The 15,861-nt window shown below is 68.1% G+C and carries 14 protein-coding genes; 4 read left to right on the top strand and 10 right to left on the bottom strand.

All coding sequences use genetic code 11. From position 1 onward, the window contains the following. On the bottom strand, positions 1 to 1,651 hold a 1,651-nt coding region (locus tag NS6_RS12230; protein WP_157112722.1), incomplete at its 3' end, for a molybdopterin-dependent oxidoreductase. A 102-nt stretch (positions 1,652 to 1,753) separates the two neighbouring features. Further along, entirely contained in the window at positions 1,754 to 2,989 is a 1,236-nt protein-coding gene (locus NS6_RS12225) for a nitrate/nitrite transporter (protein ID WP_245669281.1), read from the bottom strand. A 414-nt stretch (positions 2,990 to 3,403) separates the two neighbouring features. Here NS6_RS12225 and NS6_RS12220 point away from each other — a divergent pair, with 414 nt between their 5' ends. Together NS6_RS12220 and NS6_RS12215 are read left to right on the top strand one after the other, a co-directional pair. Continuing rightward, positions 3,404 to 4,144: an RluA family pseudouridine synthase gene (locus NS6_RS12220; RefSeq protein WP_068040743.1), complete on the top strand. Its 741-nt coding sequence runs from the start codon at positions 3,404 to 3,406 to the stop codon at positions 4,142 to 4,144. Positions 4,145 to 4,362: 218 nt separating this feature from the next. Continuing rightward, a complete protein-coding gene (locus NS6_RS12215) occupies positions 4,363 to 5,139 on the top strand; it encodes a metallophosphoesterase (protein WP_068040742.1) in 777 nt (258 codons plus the stop codon). A 4-nt stretch (positions 5,140 to 5,143) separates the two neighbouring features. On the opposite strand, the gene NS6_RS12210 is transcribed toward NS6_RS12215, so the two are convergent. After that, a complete protein-coding gene (locus NS6_RS12210; RefSeq protein WP_068040740.1) occupies positions 5,144 to 6,196 on the bottom strand; it encodes an AraC family transcriptional regulator in 1,053 nt (350 codons plus the stop codon). A gap of 41 nt (positions 6,197 to 6,237) precedes the next feature. Further along, on the bottom strand, positions 6,238 to 7,152 hold the full coding sequence (locus tag NS6_RS12205; RefSeq protein WP_443093653.1) for a cation diffusion facilitator family transporter: 915 nt from the start codon (positions 7,150 to 7,152) through the stop codon (positions 6,238 to 6,240). A gap of 80 nt (positions 7,153 to 7,232) precedes the next feature. Between NS6_RS12205 and NS6_RS12200 the strand changes: the two genes are divergently transcribed. Continuing rightward, entirely contained in the window at positions 7,233 to 9,404 is a 2,172-nt protein-coding gene (locus NS6_RS12200; protein ID WP_371859335.1) for an ABC transporter ATP-binding protein, read from the top strand. Further along, entirely contained in the window at positions 9,401 to 10,135 is a 735-nt protein-coding gene (locus tag NS6_RS12195) for a CbiQ family ECF transporter T component (RefSeq protein WP_068040737.1), read from the top strand. The genes NS6_RS12200 and NS6_RS12195 overlap by 4 nt, the downstream gene beginning before the upstream one ends. Before the next feature lie 91 nt (positions 10,136 to 10,226). On the opposite strand, the gene NS6_RS12190 is transcribed toward NS6_RS12195, so the two are convergent. The 6 genes from NS6_RS12190 to NS6_RS12165 form a co-directional block, all read right to left on the bottom strand. Beyond that, positions 10,227 to 11,087 (bottom strand): CPBP family intramembrane glutamic endopeptidase, encoded by an 861-nt coding sequence (locus NS6_RS12190; RefSeq protein ID WP_157112721.1) that lies wholly within the window; start codon positions 11,085 to 11,087, stop codon positions 10,227 to 10,229. A 3-nt stretch (positions 11,088 to 11,090) separates the two neighbouring features. Continuing rightward, positions 11,091 to 11,273, bottom strand: coding sequence for an antitoxin (locus NS6_RS12185; protein ID WP_033244153.1), 183 nt, complete (start codon positions 11,271 to 11,273; stop codon positions 11,091 to 11,093). A gap of 86 nt (positions 11,274 to 11,359) precedes the next feature. Continuing rightward, entirely contained in the window at positions 11,360 to 13,579 is a 2,220-nt protein-coding gene (locus tag NS6_RS12180; protein ID WP_068040734.1) for an ATP-dependent DNA ligase, read from the bottom strand. A 122-nt stretch (positions 13,580 to 13,701) separates the two neighbouring features. Beyond that, positions 13,702 to 13,950: an antitoxin gene (locus NS6_RS12175; RefSeq protein WP_068040733.1), complete on the bottom strand. Its 249-nt coding sequence runs from the start codon at positions 13,948 to 13,950 to the stop codon at positions 13,702 to 13,704. 34 nt (positions 13,951 to 13,984) lie between these two features. Further along, complete coding sequence (locus tag NS6_RS12170; RefSeq protein ID WP_068040732.1) at positions 13,985 to 15,130, bottom strand: MBL fold metallo-hydrolase; 1,146 nt, start codon at positions 15,128 to 15,130, stop codon at positions 13,985 to 13,987. Continuing rightward, positions 15,130 to 15,855: an enoyl-CoA hydratase gene (locus NS6_RS12165; protein ID WP_068040730.1), complete on the bottom strand. Its 726-nt coding sequence runs from the start codon at positions 15,853 to 15,855 to the stop codon at positions 15,130 to 15,132. Before NS6_RS12165 ends, NS6_RS12170 begins: the two co-directional genes overlap by 1 nt. Positions 15,856 to 15,861 lie beyond the last annotated feature (6 nt).

Here is a 15,861-nt window from a genome sequence, read left to right as displayed (position 1 = left end):
TGTCGGAGTGGAACCAGTGGTTGGTGCCGGCACCCATCACGATCATTGAGCGGCCGTGACTCTCCTCGGCATTCGTGGCGAATTCGCGTGCGATCCGCAGGACGGCGGCCGCCGGGACTCCGGTGATCGATTCCTGCCAGGCCGGGGTGTAGGGCTGGGCGGGGTCGTCATAGTCGACCGGCCACAGGCCCGGCAGACCTTCACGGTGCACCCCGTACTGCGCCAGCAGCAGATCGAACACGGTGGTGACCAGGTGACCGTTCACCCGGCGCACCGGGACGCCGCGCTGCACGGTCGCACCTTCACCGCCGGTGGTGTCGAAGCGCGGCATCAACACGGTGACGGCGTTGTCCCCCAGCAGCGTGACCTGCGGCCGAACCCCTTCGAGGTCGAGATTCCAGCGACCGGCACCGGTTTCGCCGAAGCGATAACCGAGCGAACCGTTCGGCACCACCGGCATACCGTCGCTATCGAGCACCACCGTCTTGAATGCCGCGTTCTCGGTCCCGAAGTATTCGTCGAGATCGGCGGCGGTCAGGAACTTTCCCGGTAGATAACCGCTGTCGCTCTCCTCCAGCCGCACCAGGAACGGCAGATCGGTGAACTGCCGGATATAACCGGCAAAGTAGGGCACCTCCCGCTCGACGAAGAATTCCCGCAGCACCACATGCCCCATCGCCATCGCCAGGGCGCCGTCGGTGCCGGGATGCGGGGCCAGCCATTCGTCGGCGAATTTCACGTTGTCCGCGTAATCCGGCGATACCGCCACGACCTTCTGTCCCCGGTACCGGGCCTCGGCCATCCAATGCGCGTCCGGAGTGCGGGTCACCGGCAGATTGGATCCCCACATGATCAGGTAGCCGGCATCCCACCAGTCCCCCGACTCCGGAACATCGGTCTGATCGCCGAACACCTGCGGAGAAGCTACCGGCAGGTCGGCGTACCAGTCGTAGAACGACAGCATCGCCCCGCCGATCAACGATACGAACCGCGCCCCCGAGGCATGCGAAACCATCGACATGGCCGGGATCGGCGAGAAGCCCGCGATCCGGTCCGGGCCGTACCGCTCGATCGTGTGGATATGCGCGGCGGCGATCATCTCGGTCGCCTCGTCCCAGGTCGCCCGTACCAGACCACCCTTACCGCGCGCGGCCTTGTAGCGCCGGGCCGATTCCGGATCCTCCACGATGGAAGCCCATGCGCGCACCGGGTCGCCGAGAACGTGCTTCGCCGCCCGGTACATCTCCAGCAGGACACCGCGGATATACGGATAACGCACGCGGGTCGGCGAATAGGTGTACCAGGAGAACGCGGCGCCACGCGGGCAACCGCGTGGTTCGTATTCGGGTTTGTCGGGGCCCACCGACGGATAGTCGGTCTGCTGCGTTTCCCAGGTGATGATCCCGTCCTTGACGTAGATCTTCCAGGAACACGACCCCGTGCAGTTCACCCCGTGCGTGGACCGCACCACCTTGTCGTGGCTCCAGCGGTCCCGGTAGAACTCGTCGGCCTGCCGCCCGCCGGATTCGTACATCGACCGCCGGTCCGCCGAGACCTCACCGCGGGTGAAGAACCGCCGGGTGCCCACCAGCGCGTCGGTGAGCTCGCCGTCGAGCCGCGCCCCACCGGCGCCGCGCCGGGTGCCGCTCATCGAGTCTCCTTCGAAGCAGGTACGCGCGGTCCGCGGAGGCCGCTGCACCGGCGGAGGTCTTGCATCATCGGTACTCCTTCTGCGATCGTCGATCGGGATATCTCAGCTGCGTTGCCGGGCTACCTCGCGGCGTACCACGGTGAGGGTGAACACCAGTGCGGCCAGCGCGACAGCGGCCAGCGCCAGCAGCCCCGGGCCGTAGTCGGCGGTCGATTCGTAGATGGCACCCATCACCAGCGGTGGTACGAAGCCGCCCAAACCACCCGCGGCACCGACGAACCCGGTGATCGACCCGACCTTTCCGGGCGGCGCGATCTGCGCGACGAGCCCGAAGGTGGCTCCGCTCCCCGCGCCGAGCGCCGCGGCCAGGACGAGGAACGCGATGGTGCCGACCGGCATCAGGCCGGGGGTAGTCGCCTGCACGGCCGCGGCGGCGACCACGAAACCGAGTGTGGTGGCGAGTACCACCGGCCCGTTGAACCGGTCGACCAGCCAGCCGCCGACCGGCCGCATGATCACCGCAAGCAGTACGAACCCAGCCATTCTGGTGGCCGCGTCCGACTGGGAAAGGTCATAGGCGGTGCGCAGATACGACGGCAGGTACACCGAGAACGCCACGAATCCGCCGAACGCGACGGCGTACAACGCCGAGGCCTCCCAGGTGGCGGGCAAGCGCACGGTCTGCTTCAACCGGGTGGTCATCGATTCGGTGGGTGCGGTCCGGCCGGGAGCGTCCCGCAGCAGGAACCAAGCGATGATCGCGTAGGCGGCCAGCGCGGCGGCGCACAGCAGGAACGGGGTCGCAGTATCGCCCATATCAACCAGTTGCACGGTGGTGAGGGCGCTGATAGCGGTACCGCCCATCCCCATCCCGTACACCCCGATCGCCAGTCCCTGCTGCTCCGGCGGGAACCAGCGGCTCACGAACGGCACCCCGACCGCGAACACCGTGCCGCCGACACCGAGGAAGAACCCGCCGATCAGCAACGCCGCCAGCGCCGAATGGCCGACCAGCCCCAGGAACAGCACCGGCACCACGGTGATCAGCGAAACCACCGGGAACATCAGCCGCCCGCCGTAGCGGTCGGCCAACGCCCCGACGGGTATCCGGCCCAGTGATCCCACGATCACCGGAACCGCCACCACCAGCGACTCCTGGAACGAATTGAGGCCGAGTTCGTCGCGTAACCGCGGTGCCAGCGGGCTGAGCAGGGCCCACGCCCAGAAGTTGAGCGCGAACCCGACGGTCGCCAGGACCAGCATCAGGGTGCGTCCACCGGTCGCGGTGTGGTCGCCGGCCAGGGCGCGGCCGGTGTTCAACGGAGTCGAAGAGGCCACCAGCACTCCCGAGGTGGTCGGTCCGGCAAGCTCATTGCGCCCAGTCCACAAACCGCTCGACGGGCGATTTCGGTCCAACGCGACCGAGACCACGATCACGTCCCGTGCCGCCGTCTTGCGCTATCGGTGACTCACGGCCGTACGGTCGATCCACCCGATGGACACCGCCAGCTCCCGGCGCGCGGCCGGACACCAGGCAGAACCGGGCCCGGCAACAGCCGAGTAGCTCCATCGGCCGCCTTCGCACGACCTGGGCGAAGGCGGCGGCGCGCCTCATTCTGCCTGCAAGATTGCGAAGTTGTCGGCCCCTCCGGGATTCCGGGAGTTTCGTGATCACGCAGGGCGTCGTGGGCCGGCTGCCGGATCCCGGTCCCTGCCGATCTCGGCTGTGGACCCGGCTCTTACGCTCGACCGGTGGATATCGACTGGCCCGAGCTGCGCGCCCGCTGCCTGCTCGCCGAAGACGAGGCGATTCTGGCGCTGAACAAACCCGCCGGGATCTCGGTCACCGGGGAGCGGCACGACACCGATATCGTCGCCGCCGCCGAGGCAACGGGTGAGAAGTTGTATCCGGTGCACCGGATAGACAAGGTCACCTCCGGTCTGGTGCTGCTGGCCCGGCAGCTCCCGGCACACGGGCAGCTGACCCGCCAGTTCAACAAACAGACCGCCGAGAAGACCTATCTGGCCGTCGTGGCCGCGGGACCGGAACCGCTGCCCGACCGCGGGGTCGTCGACCTGCCGCTCAGCGTCGGCCGGAAGAACCGGGTACGGGTGGCCGCGCCCCGCGAAACGATCCAGCGCATCGGTGACCGCTGGTTCGTCGCCGACGCCGACCTGCTGGAAACGAAGAACTACCCGTCCCGCACCGAGTTCACCGTCGTGGCCCGGCACCATGAACACACGGTCGTAGCCCTGCATCCGATCACCGGCCGCCGGCATCAGCTCCGCGTACACCTGGCCTGGATCGGCTATCCCATCGCCGGCGACCCCCTGTTCGACCGCACCGGCGCCCACCCCCGCACCCACCTGCACTCCTGGCGCCTGCGTCTCGCCGCCGATTGGCGTCCCGATGGCCGGATCGATCTGGAAGCGCCGCCCGAGGAGAGCTTCTGGGCCCTGCTCCCCCACCCACCCGCCGCACTGCCTGCTTGATCACGGACAACTCCCGCGCAACGGTTGTTCCGGCCCGGGTCCATACACACCGGGACAAGTAGTGGTGTGCCTCATATCCGCGCCGTTGCCGCTGGCCAACTGACCTAAGCTGGGTGAAGTGACACCGGTCCACGGAACCACCGTGGGCCGAGTTCAGCGAGGACCAAGGGGCCGAACCCCAGCGCGCCGGAGGCGCGCCGATCAACACAGGAGCACCGATGATCCTGGTGGCTCAGGTCAGCGATACACATTTCGATCTCGGGACCCGTAACACCGAGCGCGCGCAACGAGTGATGGCCTATCTGGCGGAGTTGCGGCGGCGACCCGATGTGATCGTGGTAACCGGTGATATCACCGATTCCGGAAAGCCCGAGCAGTATGCCGAGGCCCGGATGTCGTTACAGGCCGATCTGCCGGTGCTCGCGATTCCCGGGAACCACGACGAGCGCGCAGCGTTCCGGGAGGTACTGCTGTCCGGGACACCGTCGGACGATCCGGTGAACCAGGTGCACCGCATCGGCGAACTGACCTTGATCCTGCTGGACTCCAGTGTCCCCGGGCAGTCGGGCGGCCGGCTCTCCGACGAGACCTACCTCTGGCTGGACGACACCCTCGCCTCGACCCCGCCCGATGCGGCCGTGCTGCTGGCCCTGCACCATCCGCCGGTTTTCCTGCACAGTCCGATCGTGGACACGATCGCACTGGAGGATCCGCAGCGGCTGGCCGCTGTGATCGCCGGGGATCGGCGCATCATCGGAACTTTGGCCGGGCACGCGCATACCGCCGGAGTGAGCACTTTCGCGGGCAGGCCGCTACTCATCGGTCCGAGCACGGCCTCTGTACTGGGCGGCGAATGGGAGCTCGCGCCACCCGAGCGCGTGATGGACTACGGGCCGGATCCGTCGGTCGCCCTGCACGTGATCGATGACGACCATCGGCTGATCACCCATTTCCGTAGCGTCCCGATGGGCGGCTGGATCGCGAGCCCGTACTGACCGCTCAGTACCGTCCGGCGCGGGCCCGGCGGTAGGCGGCGGGGGTCGCGCCGGTCCAGCGTTTGAAGGCGTAGATGAATGTGGAGGCCTCGGCATAGCCGAGCCTGATGGCCACATCGCTCACCGACAGCGGGGTGGTGGTCAGCATTTCCTCGGCCAGCGCCTGGCGCACCTCGTCCAGTAGGGCGCGGTAACTGGTGCCGGCGGCATCGAGGTGCCGGCGCAGGGTGCGGGTGCTCATGTTCAGGTCGGCGGCCACGGCGTCGATACCCGGCGGCGCGGTGAAACCGTCCAGCCCGCCCCGGGGCACCAGCCGGGTCCGGACCTCGGCGGCGATCCCGGTGCGGGCGCGACGCCGATGGACCAGATCGCGGCATTGCGCCAGGCAGATGGCCAGGGTGTGTTCGTTGGCCTGTGGAAGCGGCTGGTCCAGGATCGCCGGATCGAGGGCGACCAGGTTTTCCGGGCGGCCGAACCGCGGCGGGGCCACGGTGACTGCGGCGATCCGATCAGCGTAGGACGGTTCGGGGAACCGGAATTCGGCCCGTACCAGTTCCAGGTGCCGGCCCAGCAGATCGCTCATCATCTGATGCATGGCGGTCACATCGCGTTCCACCAGGAACTGCCGGAGGTCGGCCGGAACGGAGTCGTCGAGGATCCGGCCGATGAATTCGTCGTTCTCCCAGTGCGTCACCGGCAGGCAGAAGGCGAAACTCAGCTCCATATAGCGCAGGGCGAAATCGATCGCCTCGGCCAGTGTGGGACTGCTGACGCAGGCGAAGCCGAAGATGCCGAAGGTGGTGATGCGGTAGCGGCGGCCCACCTCGATTCCCATGCCGGGGCGGTCGAGTTGGCGCACCAGATTCCGGACCACCGCGAGTTCGGTATGCGCGTCGATCTGGGCGTCGGGATCGTGCAGGCGGGCCTCGGTGAGATCGGTGCCCCGCAGCAGGGCCGCCGGTGCCACCCCGTGTTCGGCGCCGTACCCCACCATCAGCGCGACACTGGCGACACCACGCGGAAAATCCCAGTCCCGGACCGACGGACGCTGCACCATACCGCCATTATGGCCGAATATCTCTATCAGCCTGGCGGCGGCTACCAGGACAGTTCCGTGCAGCGTCGGGCGGTATCGGTGGTCTCGATCTGCAAGGTGGCATGCTCGATATGGAAGCGCTCGGCGAGCAGGTGCTGGGCAGCGCGCAGGATTTCGTCGCGCGCATCCGGACCGTAAGTGGTGATATGCGCCGAGGCGACCTCCATCCCGGAGGTCAGCGTCCAGACGTGCAGATCGTGCACATCGCAGACCCCGGGCACCGCGGCCAATTCCGCCGCCACCGCCTCGACGTCGAGTTCTTCCGGGCTGTGCTGGAACAGGATCCGCAGCGAGCGGCGCGCCAGCAGATAGGTGCGGGGCAGTACCCACACGCCGATCGCCACACCGACGACCATATCGGCGTAGTACCAGCCGGTGGTGAGGGTTATCGCCGCCGATATCAGTACCCCGAACGACCCGATCATATCGGCGAGGACCTCGAGGTAGGCACCGCGCACGTTGAGGCTCTCCGCCGCGCCGCGCCGCAGCAACAAGAAGGACACGATATTGGCGCCGAGGCCGATCGCGCCCGCGATGAGTACGGGCACGCCCGGCACCTCAGGGGGTTCGCCGAACCGGCGCACCGCCTCCACCAGGACATAACCGGCCACTCCGAACAAAAGGACGGCATTGGCCAGGGCCGCGATCACCTCGGCGCGGTAGTAGCCGAAGGTGCGGGTGTAGCTGGGCCGAGTGTTGCGGGCCAGCAGAATGGCCGAGAGTGCCATCGCGATACCGACGACATCGGTAAGCATATGTGCGGCGTCGGAGAGCAGCGCCAGTGAACCGGTGGCCAGCGCGACAGCCAGTTCGACGACCATGAATACGGCGCCGATGGCCAGCGCCAGCGCCAGGCGTCCGACATATTTCCCGGAGGCGCTTTCGGGCGATATCCGATGCGTATGATCATGTCCCACGCCCACAACATATGCGGTAATGCGCATGCTTGCAACACCGCCGATTCGCGCCCGGCCCCGCGGCTGGCAGACTTGACGTCGTGAGTGACCAGCCCGCTACCGCCCGGCCCGGCGTATCCGGCCGGTCCGCACACGATCCCCCAGCGGCCCTGCGGCCGATCGAGCTCGCCACCGGCGCGGTTCTGGGCGGCGCAACCGTAGGGCTCGTCACGGTCGGCTCGGTGATCCCGTTCGCCGCGGCGCTGCAACTCGTCGCCGCTGTCCCCATGGGCCTGCTGGCGCACCGATACAGATTCCGTGCCCTGTTCACCGCCTCCGTCTCGGCCGCCCTGGTCACCTTCGTCGCCGCCGGACTCACCGCCGCCATGGCCATGGTCGCCACCGCGACCATCGGCGGGATCGTCGGCACGGTCAAACGCCGGCGCGGCGGCCTCATCACGGTCACCGGGCTGTCGATCGTAGCGGGTATCGCCTGGGGCGCGTTCTCGATCGGCTTCCTGCTGGTCTTCTCCGCCACCCGCGACCTGCTGTTCGACAACATCCGCAATACCGCCACCGGCCTGGCCGACCTCACCTCCCGGCAAACCCAGCTGGCACCGCTGGGGCGCGGTGTACTGGACGTGGCCGAGGTGGTCCTGCATTGGTGGTGGATCTATATCGGCGCCACCGTCGCAATCGGCACCGTGGTCACCGCACTCGTCTCCTGGTTCGTCCTCGGATCCGTGCTCGACCGGCTCACCTGGCTCCCCGGCGCCGACCGGCTCGACGCACCCGCCGACGATCGCCCCATCGCTCCGCTACCGGTCACGCTGCACGGAGCGGGCTACCGCTACCCGGGCGCGGCCGGTGACGCGCTGGCGGGAATCGACCTACGGGTGGCGGTCGGCGAATTCGTCGCCGTCGTCGGCCACAACGGTTCCGGGAAATCCACCCTCACCCGGCTACTGGCCGGTCTACCACCGAGCAGCGGCACGGTGAGCCGGCCCGGATCGGCGGGTCTGGGTCACCTCGGCGGCACCGCCCTGGTTCTTCAGCGACCGGAAAGCCAGACCCTCGGGGTACTGGTCGCCGACGATGTCGTCTGGGGCCTGCCCACCGAACTCGCGGCCGAGGTCCGGATCGACGATCTGCTGCACGAGGTCGGGCTGGACGCAATGGGTGCCCGCGAAACCGCGACCCTGTCCGGTGGCCAGCAGCAGCGGCTGGCTGTGGCGGCCGCCCTCGCCCGGCGGCCGGCGCTGCTCATCGCCGACGAGGCGACCTCCATGATCGATCCGGACGGTCGCCGCGAACTGGTGGCGCTGCTGACCGAACTACCGAAACGACATCCGATGGCAGTAGTGCTGGTAACCCATCACGAAGCGGATGCGGCCGCCGCCGACCGGGTCGTACATCTCGCGGACGGCCGGATGGCCGACCGCCTGCCCGCCTGGCCGAAGCCGGCCCGCGCGCACCGCCGCCACCCCAGGGGTGCCCCGATTCTGGAGCTGCGCGGTATCCGGCACACCTACAACCGCGGCACGCCGTGGGAAGCGCAGGCCCTGCACGGGATAGACCTTACGGTCTGCCGCGGGGAAGCACTGCTGGTAGTCGGCGGGAACGGATCCGGGAAATCGACCCTGGCCTGGATCATGGCCGGACTCATCGCACCCAGCGTCGGCCGCTGCGACCTGGCCGGGAAACCGGTCAGCAAACAGATCGGCCGGGTGGAGCTGGCCTTCCAGCACTCCCGGCTGCAACTGCAACGCCATACGGTCGGTGAAGAGATCGCCGACTGGGGCGGAGACGGCACCGGATCGGGCACGGTCGGCAAGGCCCTCGACGCCGTCGGGCTGGACCGCTCGCTGACCAACCGCTCCATCGAAGAACTCAGCGGCGGTCAGGCGAAACGGGTGGTACTCGCCGCCATCGTCGCCAGCCATCCGCAGGTGGTGGTGCTGGACGAACCGCTGGCCGGCCTGGACCCCGAAGGCCGCGCCGATATCGTCGACCTGCTGGCCCGGCTCCGCGATTCAGGACTGACTCTGATCGTCATCTCACACGATGTCGAAGATGTCGCGACCATCTGCGACCGCACCGTGCATTTGCAGGCCGGGCGTATCCCGGAAACCGAGGCTGCGCATATCCCGGCCTCGGAACCGGATGCCGACACCGGGCCCATCCCGCCGGTCCACCCGCCCGGACAAGCCCGTCACCCCGCCCCGGGCGCGGCGTGGCAGCTACGGGGCGACGCCCACGGAGGTGCGCGATGAGTACGGTACTGCTGCGCCGGGTCCCGGTCGCCAGCCCGATCCACCGGCTCTGGGCCGGCACCAAGATGATCGGTGTCTTCCTGATCAGCCTGCTGCTGATGTTCCTGCCCAGCTGGCCGATCCTCGGCGTCACGATCGTCTTCCTGATCGCGGTCGGGGCTCTCGCGCGACTCCCTCTAGGTGTCGTCCCCAGGCTGCCGTGGGCGTTCTGGCTGCTGATCGCACTCGGCGCAGTGATCAGCGCACCGGTCGGCGGGGTCGCGCTGCTGCGCTACGCGCAGGTCGTGGTCTTCGGGCTCATCCTGCTGTCGGCATCCATGCTGATCGCCTGGACCACCCCGATGAGCGAAATCGCCCCCGCCCTGGCGACCCTCGGCCGCCCACTGCGCAAGCTACGAGTACCGGTCGACGAACTCGCCGTCGTGGTGGCATTGACCCTGCGCGGACTACCACTTCTGCTGGAGGAGATCCGGGTCCTGCGCGCCGCACGCCGGCTACGCCCCAAACCCGATCTACTGCACCGCACCACCGACCCACTGATCGATATCCTCACCGCCGCCATGGCGGTTTCCACCCGCCGGGCCGGCGAACTCGGTGAAGCCATCACCGCCCGCGGCGGGACGGGCCGGCTCACCGCCCGCCCGGCCGGTCCCGGCCGCAACGATGCAATCGCGCTGGCCGTCGTCGGCGCAGTCTGCGCCGGAGCTCTCGCCCTCGACCTGCTGACTTGAGCCGGTCCGGCTCGCGAAAGGAAACGCCCTGGCGTGCCGGTGCGGACCCGCCCGGCAGACGCACCGACGACGTCCCGTACACCGTGGTGGTTCAACTGTTCCGGGGCGACAGCCGGCCACGCCGGTGTCCGAGGTACAACAGCAGCACGGTCGCCGCCGAGCAAACCAGTACCGAGACAATGCTCGCTTCCGGGCCGAATCTTCCCCCGGACAGCCAATCCGGCCCTGTCGTCACCGCAGTTACCAGAGATTCGCGCGCCTCGCTCCCCGAGGCGACGGTGCCGAAGATCCCCACGGTAGCGGTGTTCCAGCCGAAGTGCAGACCGATCGCCAGCCATAGCGAGCCTGTCGCGAGGTAAGCAGCGCCGAGCAGCAAACCCGCCTCGACGGCAATCGCAATCGCGCCCCACACCGAAGCATCGGGATTGATCAGATGCACGAGGCCGAAGATCACGGCGGATACGACAAGCGCGACCGCGGTCCCCCAACGACCCCAGATGAGCCGGAAGACGACACCGCGGAAGAATACTTCCTCCGCGACCGCGACGGCGCACATGGCGCCGGCCACCGCAAGGGCACCGGAGACCGACCCCCACCCGCTGATGCGATACACGCCGGCGAGGGCAAGGAAACCGATCGCTACCGCCGCAAGGCCCATTCCGGACACTGCGCCGACCACGAGGTGGAGCCCGGCGCCGCGACGGGGGAATTCGACAACACGACGGCGCTCGATACGGCGACCGGCCCAGATGTAGAACCAGGCCACAACGCACGCCAGCCCGGGGCCGACGATGAGGGCAGCCACGGGCTGATGAACCGACGAGGCAATGGAATTCGAGACGAGCATCACGACGGCGAAACCGACGACCATGACGGCCGCCCGGCCTTTACTCAGCCCCTTCGGAACATCCGCAGCAACCCGCGCCCGGAGCTCCCTCCGGGCGAAGCTCACCACCTACTTCTGCTGATCACGGACGGCTTTACGGGCGGCCTCCTGCGCCTTGTCGACCTGCGACGCGTATTTCCCGCCGGTCTTCTTGTCCACCGCGTCGCCGACCTTCTCGATCAGCGGATCGACCTTACTGGAGTTCTTGCGCGCCAGACCCAGCGCTTTGTTGGCCAGCCCTTTGAAATCCATAATGTGCTCCTCGTTCCAACTCGCTACGGAGGTAACGATACCCAGCGGATTCGCGGCGAGCGGGGCAACGACGGCAGCGACGGCTGTCACACCTCGCCGAGCCAGGCGGGATGCCAGAGCCGGCCGCCGTCGGTCCAATCCATGTAGCGAACTGTGCCTTCGATTCTCGGCGTCACCCAGATCGCGTCGCGGAGTTCGTCGGCCGACATCTCGTTGATGAACGGCGAGGTCTTACGTTGCGACCGGCGCAGCCGGGCCGCCAGATCGGTCATCTCCGCTTCGCCGAACCCTGTTCCGACCCGGCCCGCATACACCAGGCCGTCCTCCGCGGGGATCCCGACCAGCAGCGAGGCGAACGGTCGTGCCTTACTGCGCCGCATACCCCCGATCACCACCTGCTGGGTGCGCCAGTTCCGGTGCTTCACCCACGAATGTCCGCGGGTTCCGGGCAGATACACCGAATCCAGCCGTTTGGCGATCACGCCCTCGGCACCTTCTTCTTCGCTGCGGCGCAGGGCCTCGGTGCCGTCGCCCTCGTAGCGAGGAGGTACCCGGAGTTCGGTGGTCGTCGCGGCCAGCGCCTCCAGCACCTGCCGCCGGTCGCTATAGCGTTTGCGTAGCAGCGAAGTGCCGTCGAGGAACAGCAGGTCGAAGGCCAGGAATTCGGCGCGGCGCGGATTCGCCTTCAGCAGAGCAATATTCATTGCATCGCCGGGGCCGCGGACGATGAGCTCGCCGTCGAGGATCACCTGGTGGCCGGCCAGTTCCGCGGCCGGCACCGATAATTGGGGGTAGCGCGCGGTGACATCGTTACCGGCCCGGCTGCGCAGCCGCAGCTCACCCGCATCGATTTCCACCAGCAGGCGGTATCCGTCCCATTTACGTTCGAACGCCCATTCCGACTCCGGCAGCCCGGCCACTTCGCCGCTGGTGGCCAGCATGGGGGTGAGTCCGCGCGGTAGCTCCGCGGTCGCGGGCTGGTCCTTCATGAGATGCATCAGCCATTGATCCCCCTCGGTCCGGATCATGGCGTACCGGCCGTTGAGGCGATCGCCGCGGAAGACCACGATCACCTCGTCGTCGCGCCATTTCTCGGTGCGGTAGGTACCGGTATCCCAGACCGACATCTCCCCTGCCCCGTACTCACCGTCCGGGATCGTGCCGTGGAAGTCCAGGTATTCCAGCGGGTGATCTTCGGTGTGCACGGCGAGCCGGTTCTGCCGGGTGTTTTCCGGCGGGCCCTTGGGTACCGCCCACGACACCAGTACCCCGTCACGCTCCAACCGCACATCCCAGTGCAACCGCCGGGCGTGGTGTTCGTGAACGACGTAGCGATCGCCGGGGCCGGGCCGGGGTGAATGCGGCGGTACCGGCTCCGGTGTGCGCGCCGGGTCACGCATCGATCGGTATTTCGTCAGCGCGTCGCTGCGCGGCGTATCCAGGCCGGCCAGCAGATCGCCTTCGGACCGATAACGCTCGAGAACTTCGTCGAATCGCAGTTGCCGCAGCTCGCGGGGGTCCTCGAGCTCCGCCCAGTGGCGCGGTGCGGCGACGTTCGGCTGCTCGCGCCCACGTAGCGAATACGGTGCGATGGTCGTCTTGGACGGGTTGTTCTGACTCCAATCCAGGAACACCTTCCCGGCCCGCACGCTCTTCGCCATGGTGGCGGTGACCAGGCCGGGAAGGAGTTTCTCCAGATTCGTGGCGACCTGTTTGGCCACCGTGGACGCCCCGCCGGGGCTCAGCGCCCGATCCAGCGGGACGTAGAGGTGGATACCTTTGCTACCGCTGGTCAGCGGGAACGCGCGCATCCCGATTTCGGCGACCATATCCCGCACCCCGAGCGCCACCCGAGCGCATTCGGGCAGCCCCGCGCCGGGGCCGGGATCGAGGTCGAATACCAGCCGCGTCGCGGGGCCGCGCGCCTCGCCGGCGAAACGCCACTGTGGCACGTGGATCTCCAGGGCGGCCTGCTGCCCCAGCCAGACCAGGCCCGCCTGGGAGGAGATCACCGGATAGTGCACGGTCCGATCGGAGTGCTGCTGGGCGCGACGCGGTAACCACGACGGCGTACCCGCGCCGAGGTTCTTCTCGAAGAACGACGATTCGGCAACCCCGTTCGGCCACCGTTTACGAGTGATCGGCCGACCGGCGATATGCGGCAGCATCGCCGGTGCAATTTCGGCGTAGTACTCGATGACCTCGCCCTTTGTGGTGCCGGTCGCCGGATAGAGCACCTTGTCCAGGTTGCTCAGCCGGACCTCGATATCCGGCTGCCCGGGTTCACCGCCGAACGTCCGGTGCACGCCGGGTCACAGCATGAGCGGGTCAGGCCCGAGGGCAGCAGCACCTGACCACGCGGGGCCCCCACGCAGGCACAATAGGCACAGCCGTGAGCGGTCGGCTCCGGCCGGCACCCGGGCGCGGCTCACGGACGGGGGCCCGACCCCGGCTCTCCCGGCTCTCCCGGCTGGCCCGGTCCACCCGGCTGATCGGGCGGAACCACCTTGCGGGCGGCTTCCTTACCCTTCTGGATCTTGTCCGAGTACTTGCCCTTGGTCTTCTCGTCGATGAAATCCCCGGCCTTGTCGACCGCCTGGTTGATCTTGTCGGAGTTCTTGGCCGCTGCCTCCTGGCCCTTGCCGGCCAGATTCTTCAGGTTGTCCATCAAGCTCATTGCCGAGTTCCTTCCTGTCGCAGAGCGGAAATCTTCACTCCATATCCTCCCACCAGGAACGGCCTGGCGGGAGGTCCCGGATATCGAGTCGTTGCCCGGGTATCGGCACCACGATTTCGGTACCGGCCGCGGCCGCGGCCGTCACCAGCCGGCGCACCGGTTCGTCCCAGGGGTGCGGAGCCAGATTGAAGGTCGCCCAGTGGATCGGCAACAGCACGCCGTGGCCCGGATCGCCGCCGCACAGGTCGGCGTGGGCGCGCACCGCTTCCTCGGGATTCATGTGGATATCGGCCCAGCTGTGGTTATAAGCACCGATGGGCAGCAGAGTCAGGTCGAAGGGACCACACTGCGCACCCGTCTCGGCGAACGCCTTGGTGAACCCGGTATCGCCGCCGAAATACACGCGATGCACCGGCCCGGCGAGCGCCCAGCCCGCCCACAGGGTGGTGTTACGGACCAGGCCGCGCCCGGAGAAATGGCGGGCCTCGGCGCAGGTGATCGTCAGGTCACCACCGGCCCCGTCCCGGGCGGGCAACGAATGCGAGCAGCCCCAATCCAATTCGACGATCCGTGATTCCGGCACGCCCCAATGCCGCAGGTGGGCGCCGACCCCCAGCGGGACGATGAAAACCGCGCGCTGGGTGTACAGCAGGGCGGTGATGGTATCGGCGTCGAGATGGTCGTAGTGGTCGTGCGAGATGACCACCGCGTCCACCGGCGGGAGCTCGGTCAGCTCGACCGGCGCCGGGTGGATCCGGCTCGGTCCCACCAGCCGTGACGGCGAAACCCGCTCACTCCATACCGGATCGGTGAGCACCCGGAAACCGTCGACCTCGACCAGCGCGCTGGCATGCCCGTACCAGGTGACGGCAAGGTCCGCGGCCACCGCCGGACGTTCCGGCTCGGCCAGCGGCACGACCCCCTTCGGCCGCCCCGCCCGCATGGCGGAGGCAATCGACAGCAGCCCGGCGGGATTGTCGGGTACGGAGATCGGTGACGCGGGTTCGGTGTTGTGGAACTGACGATTGCGGTAGCTGCGTGCCCCCGTAGCGGTGGGCGCGATTGCGGAAACCGAGGCGCCCAGCGCCGCCGGTAACCCGTCCAGTGCACGCAGCACCCAGCCCAGTGCGGTCATCCCGGCCAGCCCCGCCACCGCCGCGGGGAGAATGCGGGGTCGCATCACCGGCCCACGAATTTCGGGGAGCGCTTTTCCTTGCGGGCCTGCCGGCCCTCCTCGGCGTCCTCGCTGTTCCATGCTGCCTCCAAGGCGGACTGCTGTTCCTTGGGTGACGGCCCCCGGGTGCCGTCGTCGTTGAGTTCCAGCTTCAGGTGCCGCAGCGACAGCGGCGCGAGTTCGGCCACCGATTTCGCCCAGGTCTGCGCATCCGCCGCGGTACCGAGACGGTTGGCGAAGCCGAAGGTGTACGCGTCGGCGGCCGAGATGGGTTCGGCACCGAGCAGAACGGTACGCGCCGGACCGCCCCCGAGCAGCGAGGCCAGCCTGCGGGTGGTCCATCGATCCACGGAGATGCCCAGCTTGGCCGCGGGAATCGCCAGGTACGAATCCGGCGCCATCACCCGCAGATCCGCGGCCATGGCCAATTGCACACCGGCGCCGAGCGCGGGCCCGTTGAGGGCGGCGATCACCGGCATCGGCATCGCCTCGATCTCGTGCAGCATCTCCAGCAGGGCGTCGAGGAATTCGGCGGAGTACACGCCGTCGAGGTCAGCGCCCGCGCTGAACACCGACCCCCGGCCGGTTATCACAATGACGCGGGCGTTGTGAGTTGCCTGGAGGAGTGCCTCGCGCAGCTGTACGACCAGATCCAGGTTCAGCGCGTTCCGACGCTCTTCACGTTGCAGTTCGATGGTGACGACGTCGCCGTCGCGGCTGACCCCGAGCATGTGTGT

Source organism: Nocardia speluncae NBRC 108251, from assembly GCF_001613245.1.
In the GTDB taxonomy this organism is placed as follows: Bacteria; Actinomycetota; Actinomycetes; order Mycobacteriales; family Mycobacteriaceae; genus Nocardia; species Nocardia speluncae.
The sequence above is the reverse complement of the archived record's forward strand: the minus strand, read 5'-3'. Positions and strand labels throughout refer to the sequence as shown.